Source organism: Zongyangia sp. (genome assembly GCF_965361945.1).
The window spans coordinates 1-4,873 of the sequence record NZ_CBDTOK010000131.1 but is presented as its reverse complement, the minus strand read 5'-3'; the positions used below and the strand labels follow the sequence as shown (position 1 = coordinate 4,873).

At 58.1% G+C, this 4,873-nt stretch carries 5 protein-coding genes; all 5 read left to right on the top strand.

What is annotated here, in order from left to right:
- Window positions 1-193: 193 nt before the first annotated feature.
- The 5 genes from ACZ25G_RS08605 (at window position 194) to ACZ25G_RS08585 (ending at window position 4,842) form a co-directional block, all read left to right on the top strand.
- Window positions 194-1,423 (top strand): MFS transporter, encoded by a 1,230-nt coding sequence (locus tag ACZ25G_RS08605; protein WP_463682163.1) that lies wholly within the window; start codon window positions 194-196, stop codon window positions 1,421-1,423.
- Window positions 1,424-1,556: 133 nt separating this feature from the next.
- Window positions 1,557-2,000: a DUF4234 domain-containing protein gene (locus ACZ25G_RS08600; RefSeq protein ID WP_191482687.1), complete on the top strand. Its 444-nt coding sequence runs from the start codon at window positions 1,557-1,559 to the stop codon at window positions 1,998-2,000.
- A 113-nt stretch (window positions 2,001-2,113) separates the two neighbouring features.
- Window positions 2,114-2,854: a tRNA1(Val) (adenine(37)-N6)-methyltransferase gene (locus tag ACZ25G_RS08595; protein WP_342681843.1), complete on the top strand. Its 741-nt coding sequence runs from the start codon at window positions 2,114-2,116 to the stop codon at window positions 2,852-2,854.
- Complete coding sequence (gene rsmI / locus ACZ25G_RS08590; RefSeq protein WP_191482685.1) at window positions 2,855-3,721, top strand: 16S rRNA (cytidine(1402)-2'-O)-methyltransferase; 867 nt, start codon at window positions 2,855-2,857, stop codon at window positions 3,719-3,721.
- A gap of 188 nt (window positions 3,722-3,909) precedes the next feature.
- Window positions 3,910-4,842, top strand: a complete 933-nt coding sequence (locus tag ACZ25G_RS08585; RefSeq protein WP_463682162.1) for an epoxyqueuosine reductase — start codon at window positions 3,910-3,912, stop codon at window positions 4,840-4,842.
- The last annotated feature ends 31 nt before the right edge of the window (window positions 4,843-4,873 follow it).

Below are 4,873 nucleotides of genomic sequence, written 5' to 3'. Positions count from 1 at the left end.
TGGGAAAATAGGTCGGTGCCGGCTTCTTAAAAACCACAGCATGGAAACATGCTGTGGTTTTTCTTTTGACAGGAGTGTAAAAAATCCCCCTGGGATTTCGGCTTTTTTCAGCTTTTCATGCAATGGAAATTACGGCCGGAACGTGATAAAGTGAATGGTGAAATGGAGTCTCAGATTTTAAGGGGGTAGGAGGATGAAAAAATTATTCTGCCGGGAAAACGCGGCCTTTGCGGCGCTGCACTGGATGTACTGTTCCGCCCACTGTATGGTGTACAGCTTCATCGTGGTCTATCTGACCCAGAACGGCTACAGCGATTTTCAGGTGGGGCTGCTCAACGCCCTCATCGCGGCGCTGAGCATGGTCAGCCAGCCTCTCTACGGCTACCTGACCGATACCTTTATTTCCTGCCGCTCCCTGATGATCCTCATCGGAGCCATCGCCATCCCGGTGACCCTGGTCATCCCCCTGACGGTGGGCGTTGTTCCCCTGTGCTTTGCCGTCATCCTTCTGCTGGGATTTCTTACCTATACTTATAACTGTATCCCGGAGGCGTGGCAGATCCGGGTCAACAAGAAAAAGCCCTATGTCAACTACCCGGTCACCCGGGTCATGGGGGCGGTGGGCTATTCCCTCACCGGCCTTGTGGCGGGCAAGCTGATGGATCTGTGGGGCTACAACGTCATGTTTATCGGCAGCGCGGCCCTCCTTTTGGTTATGATCGCCTGCTGCCTCTGCATTGAAAAGGTAGAGCCGGAAAACAAGGGCGTCCGACGGGAGGGCCAGGTGCAGGAGCGCATCGGCTTTGGAAAAGCTTTGGTCCTGCTGGCCAAGAACCGGCCCTATATGGTCTTTCTCATCAGTACCACCCTCTACCAGGCGGCCTACCGCTCTATGCTGGCCTTTATGCCGGTGATCCTCCAGGACGCGGGAGGGACCAATACCCATGTGGGGATGCTGGTTTTTGCCGGCGCCGCGGTGGAGGCGCCGATGATGTTCATCTTCTCCCGGCTTCAGGACCGGATAAGGCTCAAAAACCTCTACGCTTTTACGGCGGTGGTGCTGGCGGTGCGTTCCCTGGCCCTGCTGGTGGTTCACAGTGTTACCGGGCTCATCCTCCTCAAGGCCTTCGAGGCGGTGTCCTGGGGAATGTATATCCCCCTGTTTGTGGTCTATATCAGCCGCATTGTCCCCTCCAAGATCTACGCTACCTCCCTGACCATCGGCTACTCGGTGACCATTGGCATCGGCAGCATCTGCGGCAACTTTTTCAGCGGCCTGATTATGGAACACTTCGGCGCCCAGGTCTTCGCCGGGGTCATGTCGGTGCTGGCGGTGGCAGGCGTGGCGGTTTTCCTCATCGGCATGGCTGGAACCGGCCGGGAAGAGACGCAGGAAGCGGGGGAGAAGGTTTCCATGAAATAAAAGCATTTCATGGAAATCTCATCAAAAGGACTTTTCAAAACAGGGAAACATGGTATAATAGCAACAAGTGGGAGGCCGACAAGGGCCGGATGGCTAGGCGGCTTTGCCGACATCTTGAAAGGGGAATACCTTTATGCCGGAAAAAAAGAGTATCGCGATGATCATTATCCTTACCATTATCACCTGCGGCATTTATTACTATGTGTGGATGTATCAGCTCTCTGACGACGTGTCCCGTTTTACCGGGGATCGCTCCACCACACCGGGCACCGAGATCCTGCTGACCATCATTACCTGCGGTATCTATGGCCTTTACTGGATTTATAAATACAGCAAAAAGATGTGGGAAATCTCCATCAATGTAGGCGTACCCTATCCGTCGGATAATTCCATCATCAACCTGGTGGTGGCGATCTTTGGCCTTTCCCTCGTGTCCATGGGCATTATGCAAAACCAGCTCAACACCATCTGGGATCAGACCTTCTATAATCCCAACCAGGGCGGCCCCAACCCCAATATGGGCGACCCCTATAATCCCTACAACAACCCCGGCGGACCTTATGGCCCCTATCAATAATAATCACCATCGCAGCGAAAGCGCCCGGATGCGGGCGCTTTTTTTCATCCTCCGGTGGAGAAACAGGGCGGAATGTGGTATGATAGGAACACATATGTAAGGGAGGTGCCCCATTGCAGCCGGAAGCTTATCAGTTTGAAAAACTCAGCGATACCCTGGAAATCTGCGTCAGCGATGCCCACAAGTTTGGCACCGACGCCTTTCTCCTCTCCCATTTTGCCCGCGCCAGACGAATCGACCGGTGCGCGGACCTGGGCACCGGCTGCGGCATTGTGGCCCTACTCTGGTACAGGGATCGGGAGGAAGGCCCCGTACACACCGACTGTGTGGACATCCAGCCTCTGGCCATCCACCAGCTGGAGGTGACGGTGGAGAGGGCGGGCCTTCAGGACCGGGTACGCCCGATCCTGGGGGATATCCGGCGGCTCACGGGCATTTCCCGGGAAAGCCTGGACCTTGTGACCTGCAACCCGCCCTATAAGGCGCCGGGCAGCGGCATCATCAGCGCCCAGGAAAGCGACAAGATCGCCCGCCATGAAACCATGTGCAGCTTAGACGATCTGTGCGCCGCGGCGGCCCGGCTCCTCAAATTCGGCGGCCGGCTCTGCATATGCCAGCGGCCGGAGCGGCTGTGCGACGCCATCTGCGCCATGCGGGACCACGGCATGGAGCCCAAACGGCTGCGGTTTGTCACCCAGCGGCCGGGACGGCCTCCCTGGCTGTTCCTGCTGGAGGGGAAAAAGGGTGCAAAACCCTTTTTGCAGGTGGAAAAGGATCTGATCATCGAGGGACCGGGAGGCTTCTCCCGGGAGGTTTTGGACATTTACCGGAAAAAGGACAATAAAGTGAGATAGATGGAAGTGAATTTGTTGAAAGAACAGGGAACCCTTTATATTGTAGGCACCCCCATCGGCAACCTGTCCGACATGACGCCCCGGGCGGTGGAAACCCTGGAACAGGTGGATTTTATCGCCGCGGAAGACACCCGGGTGACCCTGGGGCTGCTCAACCATTTTGGCATCAAAAAGCCCATGGTCAGCTATTTCGAGCATAACATCCGGGAAAAAGGGGATTACATCGCCGGACGGCTGGCCGCCGGGGAGAGCTGCGCCATTGTCACCGACGCCGGCATGCCCTGTATCAGCGACCCAGGGGCGGACCTGGTGCGGATCTGCGGGGAGCGGGGTATTCCCACCGTGGTGGTGCCCGGCCCCAGCGCCGTGGTGTCGGCGGTGGCCCTTTCCGGCTTCCCCGCCGCCCGCTTTACCTTTGAGGGATTTCTCAGCGTCAACCGGAACACCCGGTCCGCCCATCTGGATTCCCTGAAAAACGAAGAGCGGATGATGGTGTTTTACGAAGCGCCCCATAAGCTGCTGGCTACACTGGGGGATATGGCGGAGGCCTTTGGCGGGGACCGGCGGGTGACGGTGGCTCGGGAGCTGACCAAGCTCCACGAGGAGACCATCCGCACCACCCTTGGGGAAGCTTTGGCCCTGTTCCAGGAACGGCCGCCCAAAGGGGAGTTTGTCCTGGTGGTGGAGGGGAAGCCCCAGGAGGAAGACACAGCCCTTTCTTTTGAGGAAGCGGTGGCTCTGGTCAGGCAGTCCGCCGCCCGGGGCAAATCCCTTTCCGACGCGGCAAAAGAGGTGGCCAAGCTCACCCCTTACAAAAAGAGCGAGCTTTACAAGGCGGCCCTGTCCGCCCCGCCTGAGGAAGACTGACCTGCCCTGGAATTTCTTTATAACACGGGCCGCGCCGCCCGCGTTTTTGTCTCTGGCGACGCAGCGGCTAGATCTGGCAGTTTACGCCTTAGGCTCTGTTGGCGACGATGTCGCCTTTTACGCGAATACGTTTGAACTGGCCCTGCGGCCCAGTATCCCCGCCGAAAGGTGGAAAGAGGAGGGAGCCCATGGAGCTGATCGAAAACTTAACCAAGGCCCTGGGAATCCCCCGGTGGGGAACAGCGCCTTTAGATAGATGCGGCCCGTATCTCCCCTGCCGGGGCGCGGAGCTTTTAAACCAAAGGCATCGGACAGTGATCTGTTTTTTGTTCCCCTACTTTACCGGAGAGATGCCGGGCCGGAATCTTTCCCGCTATGCCTGCGTGCCGGATTACCACCGGGTAGCCGGTGGGATGCTGCGGCAGATGGCGGATTCTTTATCAGAACAGCTGCCCGGCCACGAATTTCTCCCCTTTGTAGATTCCTCCCCCATCCGGGAGGTGCGGGCGGCGGTGGAGGCAGGGCTGGGCTGCCGGGGAGAAAACGGACTTCTCATCGCCCCAGATTATGGCAGCTATGTGTTTATTGGGGAAATTGTCACCGACCTGGCCCTTCCGCCCCGGCAGACTCCGGGAGGGCATTGCCTTGGCTGCGGGAAATGCCGCCGGCAATGTCCGGGCCGGGCCATTGGGGAAGATGGAATCCTGACGGAGCGCTGTCTTTCCCACATCACCCAAAAGCGGGGGGAGCTGACAGAAGAGGAGGCCCGGCTTTTGGCCTCCACCGGCATCATCTGGGGCTGCGACCGGTGTCAGGAAATCTGCCCCATGAACCAGGACGTGAAAAAAAGCCCTATCCCGGCCTTTTATCAAGACAGGGTGGAGCGGTTGGAGCTGCCGGTGACCCGCGGTGAGGTAAGAGGCCGGGCCTTCGGTTTCCGCGGGCCGGGCGTCCTCCGGCGGAACCTTCGCATAATGGCGGGACAAAAGGCGGATACTAGAGGGGAATATTCCCTCAAAGAAGGAGGCGTCCGCCTTGAAGATAGCTCAGATCATGAAGGAGGCTGTGGTGACGGCAGCGCCGTCGGAAACCTTACGCAGCCTGAGCAAAAAGATGGATGACAGCGGCGTTGGAGCCATCCCCATTGTGGAG

Excerpts from the sequence above, each read along its gene's own strand:
- ACZ25G_RS08605 (WP_463682163.1), top strand. The coding sequence starts at position 194 with ATGAAAAAATTATTCTGCCGGGAAAACGCGGCCTTTGCGGCGCTGCAC.
- ACZ25G_RS08600 (WP_191482687.1), top strand. The coding sequence starts at position 1,557 with ATGCCGGAAAAAAAGAGTATCGCGATGATCATTATCCTTACCATTATC.
- ACZ25G_RS08585 (WP_463682162.1), top strand. The coding sequence starts at position 3,910 with ATGGAGCTGATCGAAAACTTAACCAAGGCCCTGGGAATCCCCCGGTGG.
- rsmI (WP_191482685.1), top strand. The coding sequence starts at position 2,855 with ATGGAAGTGAATTTGTTGAAAGAACAGGGAACCCTTTATATTGTAGGC.